Origin of the sequence: Enterobacter sp. BIDMC93 (genome assembly GCF_001037805.1) — a bacterium.
Taxonomy (GTDB): domain Bacteria; phylum Pseudomonadota; class Gammaproteobacteria; order Enterobacterales; family Enterobacteriaceae; genus Enterobacter; species Enterobacter hormaechei_C.
The window spans coordinates 3,815,513-3,831,256 of sequence record NZ_KQ089962.1; the positions used below are offsets into that span (position 1 = coordinate 3,815,513).

The 15,744-nt window shown below is 58.4% G+C and carries 17 protein-coding genes and 1 pseudogene; 10 read left to right on the forward strand and 8 right to left on the reverse strand.

The window, feature by feature from the left end; genetic code table 11:
* The first annotated feature begins 42 nt into the window (after positions 1 to 42).
* Positions 43 to 1,266 carry a phosphoadenosine phosphosulfate reductase gene (locus tag SK58_RS17910; RefSeq protein WP_017382491.1) on the forward strand — a complete coding sequence of 408 codons (1,224 nt, stop codon included), beginning with the start codon at positions 43 to 45 and terminating at the stop codon, positions 1,264 to 1,266.
* A complete protein-coding gene (locus SK58_RS17915) occupies positions 1,251 to 1,877 on the forward strand; it encodes an IbrB-like domain-containing protein (protein ID WP_023303279.1) in 627 nt (208 codons plus the stop codon). Before SK58_RS17910 ends, SK58_RS17915 begins: the two co-directional genes overlap by 16 nt.
* Here SK58_RS17915 and SK58_RS17920 read toward each other — a convergent pair whose 3' ends face one another.
* Positions 1,878 to 3,038 carry a pyridoxal phosphate-dependent aminotransferase gene (locus tag SK58_RS17920; RefSeq protein WP_017694327.1) on the reverse strand — a complete coding sequence of 387 codons (1,161 nt, stop codon included), beginning with the start codon at positions 3,036 to 3,038 and terminating at the stop codon, positions 1,878 to 1,880.
* A 122-nt stretch (positions 3,039 to 3,160) separates the two neighbouring features.
* Between SK58_RS17920 and SK58_RS17925 the strand changes: the two genes are divergently transcribed.
* Genes SK58_RS17925 through SK58_RS17935 form a run of 3 tightly spaced genes read left to right on the forward strand, consistent with a single transcriptional unit; the run spans position 3,161 to position 5,000 of the window.
* Positions 3,161 to 3,775 carry a methylthioribulose 1-phosphate dehydratase gene (locus SK58_RS17925; protein ID WP_017382494.1) on the forward strand — a complete coding sequence of 205 codons (615 nt, stop codon included), beginning with the start codon at positions 3,161 to 3,163 and terminating at the stop codon, positions 3,773 to 3,775.
* Positions 3,772 to 4,461: an acireductone synthase gene (gene mtnC, locus SK58_RS17930; protein ID WP_048220277.1), complete on the forward strand. Its 690-nt coding sequence runs from the start codon at positions 3,772 to 3,774 to the stop codon at positions 4,459 to 4,461. Before SK58_RS17925 ends, mtnC begins: the two co-directional genes overlap by 4 nt.
* Entirely contained in the window at positions 4,458 to 5,000 is a 543-nt protein-coding gene (locus SK58_RS17935) for a 1,2-dihydroxy-3-keto-5-methylthiopentene dioxygenase (RefSeq protein ID WP_023315605.1), read from the forward strand. Before mtnC ends, SK58_RS17935 begins: the two co-directional genes overlap by 4 nt.
* Before the next feature lie 95 nt (positions 5,001 to 5,095).
* On the opposite strand, the pseudogene SK58_RS23280 reads toward SK58_RS17935, so the two are convergent.
* Both SK58_RS23280 and mtnA read right to left on the reverse strand, forming a co-directional pair.
* A pseudogene (locus SK58_RS23280) lies at positions 5,096 to 5,164 on the reverse strand (polyketide cyclase); the annotation flags it as partial.
* Positions 5,165 to 5,267: 103 nt separating this feature from the next.
* Positions 5,268 to 6,284 carry an S-methyl-5-thioribose-1-phosphate isomerase gene (mtnA, locus tag SK58_RS17940; protein ID WP_040117363.1) on the reverse strand — a complete coding sequence of 339 codons (1,017 nt, stop codon included), beginning with the start codon at positions 6,282 to 6,284 and terminating at the stop codon, positions 5,268 to 5,270.
* A gap of 102 nt (positions 6,285 to 6,386) precedes the next feature.
* Between mtnA and mtnK the strand changes: the two genes are divergently transcribed.
* Positions 6,387 to 7,586 carry an S-methyl-5-thioribose kinase gene (mtnK, locus tag SK58_RS17945; protein WP_048220278.1) on the forward strand — a complete coding sequence of 400 codons (1,200 nt, stop codon included), beginning with the start codon at positions 6,387 to 6,389 and terminating at the stop codon, positions 7,584 to 7,586.
* A gap of 87 nt (positions 7,587 to 7,673) precedes the next feature.
* Here mtnK and SK58_RS17950 read toward each other — a convergent pair whose 3' ends face one another.
* The 4 genes from SK58_RS17950 to SK58_RS17965 form a co-directional block, all read right to left on the reverse strand.
* Positions 7,674 to 8,915, reverse strand: coding sequence for an LVIVD repeat-containing protein (locus SK58_RS17950; protein ID WP_075262157.1), 1,242 nt, complete (start codon positions 8,913 to 8,915; stop codon positions 7,674 to 7,676).
* A gap of 92 nt (positions 8,916 to 9,007) precedes the next feature.
* Positions 9,008 to 10,072 carry a sugar ABC transporter substrate-binding protein gene (locus SK58_RS17955; protein ID WP_015571167.1) on the reverse strand — a complete coding sequence of 355 codons (1,065 nt, stop codon included), beginning with the start codon at positions 10,070 to 10,072 and terminating at the stop codon, positions 9,008 to 9,010.
* Positions 10,073 to 10,091: 19 nt separating this feature from the next.
* A complete protein-coding gene (locus tag SK58_RS17960; RefSeq protein ID WP_032103096.1) occupies positions 10,092 to 11,087 on the reverse strand; it encodes an ABC transporter permease in 996 nt (331 codons plus the stop codon).
* Entirely contained in the window at positions 11,084 to 12,586 is a 1,503-nt protein-coding gene (locus SK58_RS17965; RefSeq protein ID WP_023296101.1) for a sugar ABC transporter ATP-binding protein, read from the reverse strand. Before SK58_RS17965 ends, SK58_RS17960 begins: the two co-directional genes overlap by 4 nt.
* Before the next feature lie 159 nt (positions 12,587 to 12,745).
* On the opposite strand from SK58_RS17965, the gene SK58_RS17970 reads away from it, so the two are divergent.
* From SK58_RS17970 to SK58_RS17985, 4 genes are all read left to right on the forward strand, one after another.
* Entirely contained in the window at positions 12,746 to 13,834 is a 1,089-nt protein-coding gene (locus SK58_RS17970; RefSeq protein WP_047063326.1) for an oxidoreductase, read from the forward strand.
* Between the two features lie 57 nt (positions 13,835 to 13,891).
* Positions 13,892 to 14,635: an SDR family NAD(P)-dependent oxidoreductase gene (locus SK58_RS17975; protein WP_017382507.1), complete on the forward strand. Its 744-nt coding sequence runs from the start codon at positions 13,892 to 13,894 to the stop codon at positions 14,633 to 14,635.
* 183 nt (positions 14,636 to 14,818) lie between these two features.
* Positions 14,819 to 15,115, forward strand: a complete 297-nt coding sequence (locus SK58_RS17980) for a type II toxin-antitoxin system RelE family toxin (protein WP_023303272.1) — start codon at positions 14,819 to 14,821, stop codon at positions 15,113 to 15,115.
* Positions 15,096 to 15,500, forward strand: coding sequence for a helix-turn-helix domain-containing protein (locus tag SK58_RS17985; protein WP_023303271.1), 405 nt, complete (start codon positions 15,096 to 15,098; stop codon positions 15,498 to 15,500). The genes SK58_RS17980 and SK58_RS17985 overlap by 20 nt, the downstream gene beginning before the upstream one ends.
* Here SK58_RS17985 and SK58_RS17990 read toward each other — a convergent pair.
* Positions 15,497 to 15,694, reverse strand: a complete 198-nt coding sequence (locus SK58_RS17990) for a YbdD/YjiX family protein (protein ID WP_006809671.1) — start codon at positions 15,692 to 15,694, stop codon at positions 15,497 to 15,499. The genes SK58_RS17985 and SK58_RS17990 overlap by 4 nt on opposite strands.
* Between the last annotated feature and the right edge of the window lie 50 nt (positions 15,695 to 15,744).

A 15,744-nucleotide genomic window follows, 5' to 3' on the forward strand; every position in this document is an offset into this window, starting at 1 on the left:
TTAATTTTTTCCAGACATTTAACACGCAGGATGCGATTAACCATGTCTATCTATAAAATCCCTTTACAGGAAAATGTTTTAGACGCTTCAGCGGAACGCATAGACTGGACGCTAAACAATTTCTCCAGGGTATGCGTTTCCTTTTCCGGTGGAAAAGATTCTACCGTGATGCTGCATCTCGTTGCCCAGCAAGCACGGCAATTAAAGCGAAAAATAGATGTCATCTTTCTGGACTGGGAAGCGCAATTCTCCTCAACCATTCAGCATGTTGACACGATGAGAACGCTGTATCGGGATGTTATCCATCAGTTCTGGTGGGTAGCGCTTCCGCTCACGACCCAGAACGCCCTGTCACAGTTTCAACCTGAATGGCAGTGCTGGGAACCCGGGACAAACTGGGTTCGCCAGCCACCGGAAGATGCCATTACCGATTATCACTATTTCGATTTTTATCAGCAGGGAATGACGTTTGAAGTCTTCGTGCGAGAGTTTGCCGAATGGTATGCGCAAAAACGTCCTGCCGCCGTTATGGTGGGGATCCGCGCCGATGAATCCTACAACCGCTTTCTGGCTATCGCGTCGGCACGTAAGCAGCGCTTTTCTGACGATAAACCCTGGACGACCGTCGCACCGGGCGGGCACACCTGGTACATCTACCCTCTGTACGACTGGAAAACCGCCGACATCTGGACGTGGTTCGCAAAATCAAAATGTTGCTATAACCCGTTATACGACCTGATGTACAAGGCGGGGGTGCCGCCGCGTTATATGCGCATCTGCGAACCGTTTGGCCCGGAACAGCGTCAGGGCTTGTGGCTCTATCATGTCATTGAACCCGAACGCTGGGCGGCGATGTGTGAGCGTGCCTGCGGGGTGCGCAGCGGCGGTATTTATGCCGGGCACGATAACCATTTTTATGGCCACCGGAAGATCCTGAAACCAGACCATCTTGGCTGGCGCGAATACGCCATGCTGCTACTCGACAGCATGCCGCAAAATACGGCGGAACATTACCGCAATAAAATCGCGGTTTATCTCCACTGGTATCAAAAGCGAGGCATGAACGATATTCCCGATACGCAGGAGGGTGACATTGGTGCAAAAGATATCCCCTCCTGGCGACGCATTTGTAAGGTTTTACTCAACAATGACTATTGGTGCCGGGCACTTTCGTTTAGCCCAAATAAGCCCAAACACTATCAGCGCTACAGCGACAGAGTGAAAGCAAAACGCAAGGAATGGGGGATTTTATGCAACAACGAATAATCACCGAAATGGAAACGTACCTTCAGGCACTTTCTGAGGAAGAGCGAATAGCCGCTATTAATGCGTTTCGTCAGGCATTACATGAAATCAGCCCTTTTCGCGATCAGCCCGTCGATTGCGTATTGTGGATAAAAAAGACAAACATCAGCGCTAACGATTACAACCCAAATAACGTCGCGCCACCGGAAAAGCGGCTGCTCAGCAAGTCACTGGAGCTGGATGGATTCACACAGCCTATCGTGGTGACGGAAAATGCGCCACAGCACTACGAAATTGTCGATGGTTTTCACCGCCATGATATCGGCAGTAACCGGGCGACCCTGAAGCGCCAGCTTAAGGGTTACCTTCCTGTCACCTGCCTGCGTAAAGCGCGGCAGGAAAAGTTCGACCGCATGGCTGCGACCATTCGCCACAACCGCGCGCGCGGACGCCACCAGATCAACGCCATGTCAGAAATCGTGCGCGAGCTGGTGCTTATGGGCTGGAGTGAGCAGAAAATTGGCCAGGAGTTGGGTATGGACAGCGATGAAGTACTGCGTCTGAAGCAGATCAACGGTCTGCTCGAACTCTTCGCAGACCGTCGTTTTTCTGAAGCCTGGACGGTGAAATAGTCAGAGCGCGTTTAACCGCGCTGCCGCTGCCAGCAGCGTCGATTCCTGCTTCGCAAAGCAAAGTCGGATCAGCTTATGCGGGAAGGGATCGGCGCAGAACACCGACAGCGGAATGGCCGCCACGCCCACCTCTTTCGTCAGCCACTGGCAGAAACTCACGTCGTCCAGATCGGAAATCGCGCTGTAGTCGGCCAGCAGGAAATAGGTCCCTTCACAGGGTAAAATCTCCAGACGGCTTTTGCTCAACGCAGCCACAAACCGATCCCGACGCGCACGGTAGAAATCCGGTAGCTCACGGTAGTGTCCGGGTTCGCTGCGCAACATGTCCGCCAGCGCCAGCTGAGCGGGTGTGTTCACCGCAAACGTCAGATACTGGTGCACTTTACGCAGCTCAGCGCTGATGGCGGCGGGCGCCACGCAGTACCCGACCTTCCAGCCGGTCATATGGTAGGTTTTGCCAAATGACGATACCGCGATTGCACGCTCACGAAGCTGCGGATGCGCCAGCACGCTGGCATGCCCCTCTTCGGCGAAGCAGATATGCTCATACACCTCGTCGCTCAGAACATAGATTTCACGTTCGGCGATGGCCTGCCACAGGGCGGCAAAATCGCTCTTCTGCCACACCGTCGCCGATGGGTTGTGCGGCGTATTCAGGATCACCAGCCGGGTTTTATCGCTCAGCAGCGCGGCAAACGCCTGCCAGTCCGGACGAAAATGCGGCGGCTGGAGCGCCACGCGTTTCACTACGCCGCCGGCCAGTTCAATCGCCGGGGCGTAGCTATCGTAGCTTGGGTCAAAACAAATCACCTCATCGCCCGTACGCACCAGGGCGGTTATCGCCGCATACAGCGCTTCGGTCGCCCCTGCGGTTACCGTGACATCGCTGTTCGCATCAGGTTTATAGCCATACAGCTCAGCCGTTTTATCCGCAATGGCTTCACGCAACGCCTGCACGCCGGTCATCGGCGCGTACTGGTTTGCCCCCTGCGCCACGTGGTACGCCAGACGCTCCTGCAAATAGCGCGGGCCGTCAAAATCCGGGAACCCCTGCGAGAGGTTAATGGCGTTATGCTGCTGCGCCAGAGCGCTCATCCGGGTAAAAATCGTCGTGCCGAGATTTGGAAGTTTACTCTGCGGGATCAACGGGTTATTGCTCATTGTAGTGTGCCTGCCTGTAATACTTATGTTGCTGACACTATAACACGATGTTAGTCTTTGGCAATCAAGACGCTTAGACGTCTAAACGATATAAATATTCCTGACCGAGAGGGTAAAAGGAAATGACAGACAACCTGCAACTCACACACCTGGTCGAGGCCTGCCGCTGGATTGGCGCTAAAGGCTGGGCGCCCGCTACCGGCGGCAATATGTCCGTGCGTCAGGATGAACACCTGTGCTGGCTGAGCGAATCCGGAAAAGACAAAGGCAGCCTGACCACCGCCGATTTTCTACAGGTTGAAATTGCCACCAACCGTGCGCCGTCTGGCCGTAAACCGTCGGCAGAGACCGGGCTGCATACCCTCATCTATCGCCTGTTTCCCGAGGCTAACGCCGTCCTGCACGTTCACACCGTCAATGCCACGGTGCTGTCGCGTCTGGTCAACGAGGCCGAGCTGAAGATCACCGGTTTCGAGATGCAAAAATCCCTTACCGGGCAGACCACGCACCAGGATACGGTGGCCATCCCGGTGTTTGATAACGACCAGGACATCGACGCCCTCGCCTCGCGCATCGCCCATTACGCGCAGGAACGCCCGCTTAATTATGGTTTTCTTCTGCGCGGTCATGGCTTAACCTGCTGGGGACGCGACGTGGCCGAAGCCCGCCGTCATCTGGAAGGTTTAGAATTCTTATTTGAATGCGAAATGCGTTTACGACAATGGGAGAGAGTATGATTCGCGCGATTGTGACGGATATTGAAGGGACCACCAGCGATATCCGTTTTGTCCATGATGTTTTGTTCCCCTACGCGCGTGAGCGGCTGGCGGCCTTCGTGACCGCGCAGCAGTACGCCGAGCCGGTCAAATCGATTCTGGACAACCTGCGCGATGAAATCAGCGCTCCGCATGCCAGCGTCAGCGATCTCATCAACGTACTGTTTACCTTTATGGATGAAGACCGCAAATCGACGGCGCTCAAAGCCCTGCAAGGCATCATCTGGCAGGACGGTTACGTCAACGGTGACTTTACCGGACACCTCTATCCTGACGTACTGCCCGCGCTGGAAAAATGTAAGGCGCAAGGGATTGATCTCTATGTTTATTCCTCTGGCTCTGTCGCCGCGCAGAAACTGTTATTTGGCTACAGCGACGAAGGTGATATTACTCATTTGTTCAGCGGCTATTTTGATACCCACATTGGCGCCAAGCGCGAGGTGCAGTCTTATCAAAATATTGCGGCGCAAACGGGCATTGCCCCGTCGCAGATCCTGTTTCTGTCGGATATTCATCAGGAGCTGGACGCGGCTGAGCAGGCGGGTTTTCGTACCCTGCAACTGATTCGCGGTGAAGATGACGGCGCAAGCCATCATCATCAGATCCACCAGTTTGACGAGATTAATCCGGAGCAAATCCCTTCATGAGCGCATTGACCATTTATTCCGATAAAGACGCCAGTCAGCACCAGTGGCACAGCACCGACGCCGCCGAGATTGCCCAACAGCTCAACGCCAAAGGCGTGCGGTTTGAACGCTGGGCTGCGGATCGCGATTTAGGGCACGATCCCGCGCCTGAAGCCGTGATCGCGGCCTATCAGCATGCGATCGACAAGCTGGTGGCAGAGAAAGGTTACCAGAGCTGGGATGTGATCAGCCTGCGCGCCGACAATCCGCAGAAAGAGGCGCTGCGCGCGAAGTTTCTGAACGAACACACTCACGGTGAAGACGAAGTGCGCTTTTTCGTGGAAGGGGCGGGATTGTTCTGCCTGCACATCGGCGATGAGGTGTATCAGGTGCTGTGCGAGAAAAACGACCTGATTTCCGTTCCCGCGGGCACGCCGCACTGGTTTGATATGGGCTCAGAGCCGAACTTTACGGCGATTCGTATTTTCGATAACCCGGAGGGTTGGGTCGCACAGTTTACCGGGGATGCGATTGCGGATGCGTATCCACGCCTGGCATAGTCTGAACAGGCACGGTTAGCCCCCTCTCCCTGTGGGAGAGGGGGTTGAAGAGTCTTCACATAATACCCCACCAGCTGATCCAGCACAACACCCTACCCTTCATGGAAGCCCATCTGCTCATGCTGCTCGCGGATCTCCTTCGTCGGATGACGCGCAATCGCTGAGGTCGCGCGGTGCATCCACCACGCGCTCCAGTTTTAAGTCTGTGTCAGGATCGAGCGTCACGATGTTGTCCTCTCAGGGAACGCCCTTAAAGGATAGCCGGACTCAGGCAAATTTCCCTTTCGCTACCTCGTCCGGTGTGACCACGCCTGTATCCAGCACCCAGCCGCTAATCAGCGAGGCGGGGGTGACGTCAAACGCCGGGTTATAGACCTGCGCCTCTTGCGGCGCCCACTGCACCGCGCCAAAGCTCCCCGCCACGCCCGTCACTTCACTGGCCGCGCGCTGCTCAATCGGGATTGCGTCACCGTTCGGGCAGTCCGGGTCGAGGGTCGTTTGCGGGGCAGCGACGTAGAACGGAATGCCGTGAAACTTCGCCAGCACCGCCAGGGAATAGGTGCCGATTTTGTTCGCCACGTCGCCGTTGGCGGCAATGCGGTCTGCACCCACCCACACGGCGTCCACCTGCCCTTTTGCCATCAGGCTGGCGGCCATGGAGTCGGTAATCAGCTGATACGGTACGCCCAGCTCGCCGAGTTCCCACGCGGTCAGCCTGCCGCCCTGCAATAGCGGACGGGTTTCATCCACCCAGACGTTGCTTACCTTGCCTTCCTGATGCGCGCGGGCAATCACCCCCAGCGCGGTACCGACGCCCGCCGTCGCCAGCCCGCCGGTGTTGCAGTGGGTCAGCAGACGGCTGCCGCGCTTCACCAGCGCGCTGCCAGCACTGGCAATAGCGTCACAGAGCCGTTTGTCTTCGTCAATCAGCCGCAGCGCTTCAGCCACCAGCGCCGGAACATAATCTTCCTGCCACAGCGCATTCTTCATGCGATCGAGGTTATTCATCAGGTTCACCGCCGTCGGGCGGGAGGCGCGCAGGGTTTCCAGCGCCACCGCCAGCTCGTCGCGGCTTTTGCCGCTTTCCGCTAACAGCGCCAGCAACAGGCTTGCAGAGAGACCAATCAGCGGCGCGCCGCGCACCCGCAGGGCGTGGATGTGCCCGACCAGCGCCTCGACCGTCGAGGCATCCAGCCAGCGTTTCTCCTGTGGAAGCGCCTGCTGGTCGAGAATAAAGAGCTGATTATCCGCCACCCGCAGGCTGGTCGTCTGTAATGTCTGCATGTCGTTAATTCCCTGTTGCGTTGTTGTAGCACATTGTGTCAGGATGAAATCCAGATGTATAGACGTCTACATGTCTTAATTAGCAAAACTGAGGAGCAGGCCATGTCGCAATACCGTACCTTTACCGCTCAGGACGCCGTGGAGTATGCCAGGCAGTTTGGCGGACTTGACGATCCTTCATCGCTGGTAGAGGCGCAGGAAATCGGCGACGGCAACCTCAACCTGGTCTTTAAAATTTTCGACCGCGCGGGCGTGAGCCGCATCGTCGTTAAGCAGGCGCTGCCCTATGTACGCTGCGTCGGCGAATCCTGGCCGCTGACGCTGGATCGTGCCCGTCTTGAAGCGCAAACCCTGGTCGAGCATTACCAGCACAGCCCGCAGCACACGGTGAAAATCCACCACTTTGACCCGGAACTGGCGGTGATGGTGATGGAAGATCTCTCCAGCCATCGCATCTGGCGCGGCGAGCTGATTAACAACATTTACTACCCCCAGGCGGCGCGTCAGCTGGGGGAATATCTGGCTCACACCCTGTTCCACACCAGCGATTTTTATCTGCATCCGCACGATAAAAAAGCGCAGGTAGCGAAATTCATCAACCCGGAGATGTGCGAGATCACCGAAGATCTGTTCTTTAACGATCCGTACCAGATCCACGCGCGCAACAGCTACCCGGCCGATCTGGAAAACGACGTTGCCGCCCTGCGCGACGACGCCCAGCTTAAAATCGCCGTGGCCTCCCTCAAGCACCGCTTTTTCTCGCACGCCGAAGCCCTGCTGCACGGAGACATTCACAGCGGTTCGATTTTTGTGGCCGAAGGCAGCCTGAAGGCCATCGACGCTGAGTTCGGCTATTTTGGGCCGATTGGCTTTGACGTTGGCACCGCCATCGGCAACCTGCTGCTGAACTTCTGCGGCCTGCCTGGGCACCTCGGCATTCGCGATGCCGCCGCCGCGCGCGAGCAGCGCCTGACCGATATTCAGGAACTGTGGAACACCTTCGCGGAGCACTTCCAGGCGCTGGTAAACGAGAAAGCACGCGACGCCGCACTCAGCGCGCCGGGCTATGCCTCCGCGTTCCTGAAAAAGGTCTGGCATGACGCCATCGGGTTCTGCGGCACCGAGCTGATTCGCCGCAGCGTCGGGCTTTCACACGTGGCGGATATCGATACCATCCAGGATGAAGCCATGCGCCACGAATGCCTCCGCCATGCAATATCCCTCGGTAAAGCGCTGATTGTCATTGCCGACCGCATCGACAGCGCGGAAGAGCTGGTGGCGCGAGTGCGGCAGTACAGTTGAGAACGTTTGCCCGGTGGCACTGCGCTTACCGGGCCTACGGGTGCAAAATGTAGGCCGGGTAAGGCGAAGCTGCCACCCGGCAAAAACTCACCCCAGATACTCAATCACCGACATCCCGCCGTTATAGTCCGTGCTGTAAATAATCCCCTGCGCATCCACAAACACGTCGCACGACTGGATCACCTGCGGGCGGTTGGGCCGCGTATCCATCATCCTCTCCGGCGCCGCGGGCACCAGCGCTCCCGTTTCTACCGGGCGATACGGATTGGAAATGTCATACGCGCGCACGCCCGCGTTCTGGTACGTCGCGAAGATCAGCGTTGAGCTGACGAAGCTTCCCGGCCGGTTCTCGTGCAGGTTGTGCGGGCCGAAATGCGCCCCTTTCGCCACGTAGTCAGTTTCATCCGGCTGCGGGAAGGTGGCAATACTTACCGGATTCGACGGCTCGCGGATATCAAACAGCCAGATCAGCTTTTCGCCGTCCTGCTGGTTATCCAGCACCGCCTCGTCCAGTACCACCAGCAGGTCGCGATCCGGCAGCGGCAGCGCGGTGTGCGTCCCACCGCCAAACGGCGGGCTCCAGTTACGGTGGCTAATGAGCTTAGGCCGGGTGCGGTCCTTCACGTCCAGCAGCGTCAGGCCGCCGTCACGCCAGCTGCCATACGCGGTGTCGCCGGCAATAATCGCATGGTGCAGCGCGTAGCGTTTGCCTTCCGGCCAGCCCGGCTTCTCACCTTCGGCCTGGTTCATCCCGGGCAGCCACCAGCGCCCCGCGACTTCAGGCTTACGCGGGTCCGCAAGATCGATGATCAGAAAGATGTAATCGGTAAAGCCGTCGATCAGCGCTGAAACGTAGGCCCAGCGGCCGCCGACGTACCAGATGCGGTGAATGCCGATGCCACTCAGCGACAGAAAGCCGATTTCGCGCGGCGCGTCCGGCGTGGAGATATCAAAGACGCGAAGCCCGGCGCTCCAGCCTTTATCCTGCACGTCGCTGACGGTCTCCCCCACCTGGCGGGTGTAGTAGACCTTCTCATCGGCAAAACGCGCATCGGCAAACAGATCCCGGGCGTTAATCACCAGCAGCAGATCGTCGTGCGCCTGGAGGTGTACGTTCCAGGTACCCGGCGGCGCGGGCACGTAACCTGCGGCTTTTGGTTTTTTCGGATCGCGCACGTCAACAATGGAAAAGCCCTGCGACACCATATGACCGATATAGGCGAAACCACGGTGCACCATCAGCTGTACACCGTCCGGACGACCGCCCTGGTCGCTATGGCCAATCAGCCGCATATTGCGGCTGTATTCGGGAGGGGGTAATTGAGACACCTTATGCTCCTTACGCCCGGTGGCGCTACGCTTACCGGGCCTACGGGTGCGAAATGTAGGCCGGGTAAGGCGCAGCCGCCACCCGGCTTGGTTTACTTGTTTTTAGCGGCAAGCGTCGCAAACCACGGCGCGATAAAATCTTCCGTCTGGCCCCAGCCTGGAATGATTTTCCCCAGAGACGCCACGTTCACCGCGCCCGGCTGGGCGGTCAGCAGCGCCTGCGGAATAGCCGCCGCCTTGAAATCGTAGGTGGCAGGCGTCGCTTCTCCGGCAATCTTATTGGCGATCAGGCGTACGTTGGTCGCGCCAATCAGCTTCGGATCTACCGCCACGCTCACCTTCCACGGGCTACCCGGCTCGCGCATCAGCTGGAGATCCTGGTTGGAGATGTCGATGCTGTAGAGCTTGATCTCGGTGCGGCCGTTCTCTTTCAGCGCCTTATACGCGCCCTGGCTGAAGGCATCCCAGGTCCCCCAGATGGCGTCGATTTTACCTTTCGGGTATTTCGCGAGGATCGCCCCCACCTTGTTGGCGGTGTCGCCCTGCACGTCAGAGGAGACCGCGCCGATGGACTCCAGCTCTTTAATCTCCGGATACTGCTTTTGCAGTTCTTTATACGCCGCCTGACGGCGCTCCATCGGCGGGAAGCCCGCGACCCACAGCTTGACGATATTGGCCTTGCCGTTGAAATCTTTCGCCAGTTGACCAAAAGAGAGGTTGGTCAGGGAGGCATCGTCCTGCTGGGTAACGGTTACGCCCGGGATCTCGCCGTTCACGGCGGTATCAAACACCGAAACTTTAATCCCGGCATCCACCGCCTTCTTTACCAGCGCGGTGGAGTACGGATCGCGCCCCTGAGAGAGAATAATCCCGTCGTATTTCTGGCTGATGGCCTGGTTCACGAAATCCTGGAATCTGGCGTCGTCCCCGTTACTTAAAAACGTGCTGACCTTAAAGCCGAGCTTTTTCCCTTCCTGAATCGCCCCGGCAACAAACTGCGTGGTGTTGTCGTCCGAGCCCAGGTTGCGGATCACCGCAATGCGAATGGGGCCGTCATGGCTGGCAATGGCGGCCGGAACCGGCGCGGGGGTAGCCGCCAGGCCCGGCAAAGAAGTGAGTAATCCAAGAGCTACTAAAGAGAGCGCAATCTTTTTCATTTATTATCCCGTTGTGTTGTCAGCGTTTTTGTATGTAAGTAATCGCCAGTGCCATCGCGAGCACCAGCCCTTTTATAATGTCCATGGCGTAATACGGCACGGAGAGCATCACCAGCCCGTTCGACAGCACGCCGAGGATCACCGCCCCCACCAGCGTGCCCAGCGCGTTCGGCTTGCCGGACCCGGCCAGCGAGAACCCGATCCACGCCGCCGCCACCGCATCCATCAGGTAGCCGCCCCCCGCATTCACCTGCGATGAACCGATACGCGAAGCCAGCAAAATTCCACCCAGTCCCGCCAGCAGCGAGGCGATCACGTAGGCCGCCACCTTGTAGCGCGTGGTGCGAATGCCGGAAAGGCGCGCGGCTTCCGGGTTGCCGCCAATGGCGTACATCCGGCGTCCGTGGGTGGTCAGCGACAGGCCAAGCTGCGCCAGAATCGTCACCACCAGCATGACGATCACAATGGTCGGCACCTGCCCCAGCAGGCTGAACGCCGCCGGAATGGTCCCTTCCGCCATGTCGCCGCTCGGCAGCACCATGTTCTCGGTAATCGACCCGCCGTAGCTGTAGGTCATCGCCACGCCCTGGATGACAAACAGGCTGGCAAGGGTCGCGAGCATGTCCGGAATGCGCAGGATGACGATCAGAAAGGCGTTAAACAGGCCGACCAGCGTGCAGAGCGCAAGGGTAAGCAGAATCGACTCGGTGGTGCCGAAGCCGTGCCAGACGAAAAGCGAAATCACCAGCGCGTTCGCCAGCGATGCGGTTGACCCCACCGAGAGATCGAACCCGCCGACGGTCAGCGAAATCGAGACGCCGATGGCAATCACCGTCACGATGGCAATCGAGCGCAGAATGTTGATGATGTTGTTCGGATCGAGGAAGCTGTCCGACGCCAGGCCAAACACCGCTACCAGCGCGACGACGGTCAACAGCATGCCCCACCTGTAGAGAAAATCGAAAATCTGCTGACGGCCAGACGCCGCCGCGTTCACTGAAAGGGCCTTGCTCACGACGCCGTTCCTCCGGTTGAATAATAAAGTAGTGTCTCTTCCCGGGCCTCGGCTCCGGCGATTTCCGCCACGATGCGTCCGTCCCACAGCACGCAGATGCGGTCGCACAGCCCGACCAGCTCGGCGAACTCGCCCGAGGCGTAAATGACACCTTTGCCCTCGCGCGCCAGGCCGTCGATCAGCTGAAACAGATCGGTTTTGGCCTTCACGTCCACGCCTTTGGTCGGCTCGTCGAATATCAGCACGCTGGCGTCATTGCGCAGCCATTTGCCGATGGCGACCTTCTGCTGGTTACCGCCGGAAAGCCGACGCAGCACCTGCCCCGGCCCGCGCGTGCGCACACCGACGCGGGCGATCACCTCTTCTGCCCAGCGCCACGCCTGACGATGACCAAACAGGCTCCAGCGCGAGAAGCTGTTATCGGCGCACACGGCAAGGTTCATGCTCACCGGCTCGTCGATAAAAATGCCCTCTTTGCGCCGCTCCTCCGGCACCAGCGCCAGACCGCGCAGTACCGAGTCTGCCGGATCGCGCGGTTTCCAGGCCTGATGGTTCAGCTCGCCGCGCGCGACGCGGCTTTTGCTGGCGCCAAACAGCGCCTTGCAGAGTTCCGTTTTCCCCGCCCCCGCCAGCCCGGCAATGCCAAGGATTTCACCTTTGCGCAGGTGCAGGGAGATATCTTTCAGCAGCGCATCGTCGTGCAGCCCTTCCACCCGCAGCAGCGTCTCCTCACCGTGCGGCGGGCGCGGGGGCGGATAGATATCGCTCAGCTCGTGGCCGAGCATCTTCTCAACAATCGCTTCGCCGCTCAGATCCGCCATCGGGCCGGACTCAATCAGCCTGCCGTCGCGCAGCACCGTCAGGGTGTCGCAGATGGCCTTCAGCTCGTGAATGCGGTGAGAGATAAACACCACGCCGATACCCTGCTGTTGCAGACGTCTTACTACCGCAAACAGACGCTCACTCTCGTGCGCGTCCAGCGGCGCGGTGGGCTCATCAAGAATGAGAAAACGGCAGTGGTGCGAGAGCGCCCGCGCAAGCAAAATCTGCTGTTTTTCAGCCAGCGTGCAACTGTCGATGGAGCGGCGTACGTCGAGCGAAACATCCAGCTGCGCCAGCGCCTGCCGCGCCTGCTGACGAACCGCGCGCCAGCTGTAGCGGTGCCCCGGATGCGCCAACTGGTCGAGCATGATGTTTTCGGCAATGCTTAACCCGGGGATGAGCGCCACATCCACCTCCTGCTGCACAAGGTGGATACCCAGCCGTTTGGCGTCCAGCGGCTCGCGGATACTTACCGGCTGGTTGTTAATGCAGATTTCGCCTTCATAACGATCGTGCGTCCCGCACAGCACCGCCATCAGCGTCGATTTCCCCGCGCCGTTGGCGCCGGTCAGCGCATGCACCGACCCGCCGTTCAGGGTGAAATCCACGCGCGACAGGGCCTGAAAGCCGGAAAAGGCCAGGCTGATACCGCGCATCTCAAGGCGACTGGAAACCATCCGCGTAAATCCTTCATTACTCTTCTGATTTAGCGAATTTTTCACAGCTCTTGTTGACTGACAACGACGTAAAAGGCATAAGTTAAAGCAAAATATTATTAGCCATCCGGATGTCCAGACATAACATCGGGTTAGCGCTTGCTAAAAAAGGACAACTTCATGAGCAACACCGATATCCGCGTCGTGCCCGGCCCGGCGAACTACTTCTCTCATCCGGGAAGCCTTGCCCACCTGGATGATTTCTTTACTCCGGAACAGCTTTCCCGCGCGGTGTGGATCTACGGCGAGCGGGCAATCGAGGGCGCACGCCCTTATCTGCCGCAGAGTTTTAACGCGACGGGGGCAAAACATCTGCTGTTTAAGGGCCATTGCAGCGAGCGTGACGTCACCCATCTGGTGAACGAGTCGGGTAGTGAAACCAGCGTGGTGATTGGCGTGGGCGGCGGTGCGGTAATGGATACCGTCAAGGCCGTGGCGCGTCGTCTGGGCGTGCCGTTCGTAGGCATTCCCACTATCGCCGCCACCTGCGCGGCGTGGACCCCGCTCTCCGTCTGGTACAACGATGCCGGTCAGGCGCTACAGTTTGAGATTTTTGACGACGCCAACTTTCTGGTGCTGGTGGAGCCGCAGATCATCCTTAACGCCCCGGCGGAATATCTGCTGGCGGGCATCGGCGATACGCTGGCGAAGTGGTACGAAGCGGCGGTGCTCGCCCCTCAACCTGAGAGTCTGCCGCTGACCGTGCGTCTTGGCCTGAACGGTGCGCTGGCGATCCGTGACGTGCTGCTGGCACGCAGCGAAGAAGCGCTTGCGGATCAGCAGCGCGGCGAACAGACGCAGGCGTTCCGGGACGTGGTGGATGCGATTATTGCCGGAGGCGGAATGGTCGGCGGTCTGGGTGAGCGCTATACCCGCGTGGCGGCGGCGCACGCGGTGCACAACGGCTTAACCGTGCTGCCGCAGACGGAAAAATACCTGCACGGCACCAAGGTGGCCTACGGCATTCTGGTGCAGAGCGCCCTGCTCGGTCAGGACGACGTGCTGGCGCAGCTGGTGGCGGCGTACCAGCGCTTCAATCTGCCGACCACGCTTCGCGAGCTGGACGTCGATATTCACAACCGCGACGAGCTGGATAAGGTCATTGCCCACACCCTGCGCCCGGTGGAGTCGATTCACTATCTGCCGGTGACGTTAACGCCTGAGGTGCTGCGCGCCGCGTTTGAGAAGGTGGAATCCTTCAGCCGTTAATCGCGCCGACGGGCTATACCTAAGGATGATTCTCTCCACTCTTGCAACGAGGTCATCATGCAGATCGATTTAACAGGTAAAAAGGCGCTGGTTACTGGCGCCAGTCGTGGGCTGGGTCGGGCGATTGCGCTGTCGCTGGCACGCGCCGGTGCCGATGTGGTTATCACCTACGAAAAATCCGTCGATAAAGCCCAGCAGGTTGTCGATGAGATCAACGCGCTGGGGCGACACGGCGAGGCGATTCAGGCCGACAGCGCCAGCGCGCAGGCGATTCAGGATGCGGTCACGCAGGCGGCGCGCTCCCTCGGCGGGCTGGATATTCTGGTCAATAACGCCGGGATTGCGCGCGGCGGCCCGCTGGAGTCCATGACCCTGGCGGACATCGACGCTCTGATCAACGTCAACATCCGCGGCGTGGTGATCGCCATTCAGGAAGCGCTGGTGCATATGTCTGACGGCGGACGCATCATCAACATCGGTAGCTGTCTGGCGAACCGCGTGGCACAGCCGGGGATCGCCGTCTACTCGATGACCAAGTCTGCCCTTAACTCCCTCACCCGAGGTCTGGCCCGCGATTTAGGCCCGCGCGGCATTACCGTCAACCTGGTCCACCCCGGCCCGACCAACAGCGATATGAACCCGGAAGACGGCGAGCAGGCTGACTCTCAGCGTCAGCTTATTGCCCTGGGCCATTACGGCCAGCCGGAGGATATCGCAGCGGCGGTCACCTTCCTCGCCAGCCCGGCTGCGGGGCAAATTTCCGGCACCGGTCTGGATGTCGACGGCGGTCTGAACGCCTGATCGCAAATTTACTGTATGCCTCTGTCGTCCGGCAGAGGCCTGTTCGAGCCGCCTCGACGATTCGCGGTTTGCCGCTTTCTCGCGGTTTTTCTCCGCTCTACAGTAACCCATAAGAAATTCGGAATTTATCTAATAGTCTTATTATTTCCTTATATTTTGTGTGGGCGTACAGTGGAGGTACGGATGAAGATTGTCTGGTCAAAGAATGCAAAGAAAGAGTTTTCCAAAATCGATGGCCGATATCAGCGAAGAATCAAAGCAAAACTTGCTGAGCTGGACGATCGCTCAGCTCCCCGGCCCGATATCAAAAAAATATCGGCAACAGAAAATCATTTCCGGCTACGCGTTGGCGATTACCGCATTCTGATTACACTTCGGGACGATCCCGATAACCATTGTTATGTTTTGGCCGTCAAGCGCAGAACATCAACGACCTACCTTCACGAGGAGAAAGCCCCCTATGGCTGTTCAGCTAATTAAGGACGATGACGGAAAAGCGCAGTACGTCGTTATTCCCTATGATGAATACTTTCGTATGTGCTTACAGATGGCAGAAATTGACGACGAAACCGATGATGATCTAGAGGATATTGAAGTCGAACACGATTGTTATGATGACGTAGGATTACCTGGTGAAGTATGCGACATCATGCATAGCGAGAACGTCAGCCTACAGGCCGCCTGGCGCATTTTACGCGGCATGTCCCAGCAGGAGGTGGCGGAGAAGCTTGACATCAGCCAGTCCGCCGTATCACAGCTTGAGGCGCTGGACTCCCGACCGCAAAAGCGCACCCGCGAAAAGCTGGCGGCAATTTACGGCTGTAAACAGGAGCAGATCAGCCTCTATTTACCAAAAGAGGGTTAACAGCACTTCGCCCCGCCCTTGCCGCCGTAGCGGGCGTCCTGACGGTCGCGGAAAAATTCTTCGTAGGTCATGGGCGTCTGGTCCGGGTGGTTGACGCGCATATGCTCGACGTAGTTGTCGTAATCCGGCACGCCAATCATCATTTTAGCGGCCTGGCCCAGGTATTTACCTGCTTTGGAAAGGGTGTCGAACATAGTTCTGATCTCACAGGAAATGTAGGCCGGGTAAGGCGAAGCCGCCACCC

Bases quoted from the DNA above. Each gene is read 5' to 3' on its own strand.
- SK58_RS17910 (WP_017382491.1), top strand. From the start codon at position 43: ATGTCTATCTATAAAATCCCTTTACAGGAAAATGTTTTAGACGCTTCA.
- SK58_RS17915 (WP_023303279.1), top strand. From the start codon at position 1,251: ATGCAACAACGAATAATCACCGAAATGGAAACGTACCTTCAGGCACTT.
- SK58_RS17920 (WP_017694327.1), bottom strand. From the start codon at position 3,038: ATGAGCAATAACCCGTTGATCCCGCAGAGTAAACTTCCAAATCTCGGC.
- SK58_RS17925 (WP_017382494.1), top strand. From the start codon at position 3,161: ATGACAGACAACCTGCAACTCACACACCTGGTCGAGGCCTGCCGCTGG.
- mtnC (WP_048220277.1), top strand. From the start codon at position 3,772: ATGATTCGCGCGATTGTGACGGATATTGAAGGGACCACCAGCGATATC.
- SK58_RS17935 (WP_023315605.1), top strand. From the start codon at position 4,458: ATGAGCGCATTGACCATTTATTCCGATAAAGACGCCAGTCAGCACCAG.
- mtnA (WP_040117363.1), bottom strand. From the start codon at position 6,284: ATGCAGACATTACAGACGACCAGCCTGCGGGTGGCGGATAATCAGCTC.
- mtnK (WP_048220278.1), top strand. From the start codon at position 6,387: ATGTCGCAATACCGTACCTTTACCGCTCAGGACGCCGTGGAGTATGCC.
- SK58_RS17955 (WP_015571167.1), bottom strand. From the start codon at position 10,072: ATGAAAAAGATTGCGCTCTCTTTAGTAGCTCTTGGATTACTCACTTCT.
- SK58_RS17965 (WP_023296101.1), bottom strand. From the start codon at position 12,586: ATGGTTTCCAGTCGCCTTGAGATGCGCGGTATCAGCCTGGCCTTTTCC.
- SK58_RS17970 (WP_047063326.1), top strand. From the start codon at position 12,746: ATGAGCAACACCGATATCCGCGTCGTGCCCGGCCCGGCGAACTACTTC.
- SK58_RS17975 (WP_017382507.1), top strand. From the start codon at position 13,892: ATGCAGATCGATTTAACAGGTAAAAAGGCGCTGGTTACTGGCGCCAGT.
- SK58_RS17980 (WP_023303272.1), top strand. From the start codon at position 14,819: ATGAAGATTGTCTGGTCAAAGAATGCAAAGAAAGAGTTTTCCAAAATC.
- SK58_RS17985 (WP_023303271.1), top strand. From the start codon at position 15,096: ATGGCTGTTCAGCTAATTAAGGACGATGACGGAAAAGCGCAGTACGTC.
- SK58_RS17990 (WP_006809671.1), bottom strand. From the start codon at position 15,694: ATGTTCGACACCCTTTCCAAAGCAGGTAAATACCTGGGCCAGGCCGCT.